The organism is Adlercreutzia muris (genome assembly GCF_008831045.1).
Taxonomy (GTDB): Bacteria; Actinomycetota; Coriobacteriia; order Coriobacteriales; family Eggerthellaceae; genus Adlercreutzia; species Adlercreutzia muris.
This window is the reverse complement of sequence record NZ_WAJS01000088.1, coordinates 1-564: the sequence shown is the minus strand read 5'-3', so window position 1 is coordinate 564 and position 564 is coordinate 1. Positions and strand designations below refer to the sequence as shown.

Here is a 564-nt window from a genome sequence, read left to right as displayed (position 1 = left end):
CGGTGATCTTCGTGCTGTTCCACTCGCGCATCTTCCAGAAGATGGTGGGCAAGCACGCCAAGCGCATCGGCGGCTACGAGGAGGCCAAGACGAACATCCTGAAGTTCTTCGACAAGAAGGGCTACATCATGATGGCCATCATGATGGGCGGCGGCATCGGCCTGCGCATGTCGGGGCTCGTGCCCGACTGGTTCATCGCGTTCTTCTACACGGGCCTGGGCATCGCGCTCACGGTGGCGGGCCTCACCTTCCTGCTGCGTTACTTCATGAACGTGGAGCCGGGGTGCCCCCTGTTGCCGCACACCTACGCGAAGCGCGGCTGACCGGCCGATCTGCCAGAGCTGATGCGGCGCGCATCGTTGCGCCATGCGGAGGAAGCGGTGCCGGCACCGCCTGAAACCAACGGGTTCGCTGACGGCACGTTGACGAAACGGTTACGGCTCGGGGGCGTTCGCGCCCCCTTGCCATAGTATGAGGGGCGAACCATGGCATCGGCCCCGAGGCGCGGTGCGAGAAACCGAGTGCGAAGGAGGCCCCGTGGCCCGGATATTCGTCGTGGAGGAC

At 64.7% G+C, this 564-nt stretch carries 1 protein-coding gene; it reads left to right on the top strand.

What is annotated here, in order from left to right; all coding sequences use genetic code 11:
• Positions 1 to 323: hypothetical protein (locus F8D48_RS11495; RefSeq protein WP_151432174.1), on the top strand; the 323-nt coding region annotated here is incomplete at its 5' end.
• Between the last annotated feature and the right edge of the window lie 241 nt (positions 324 to 564).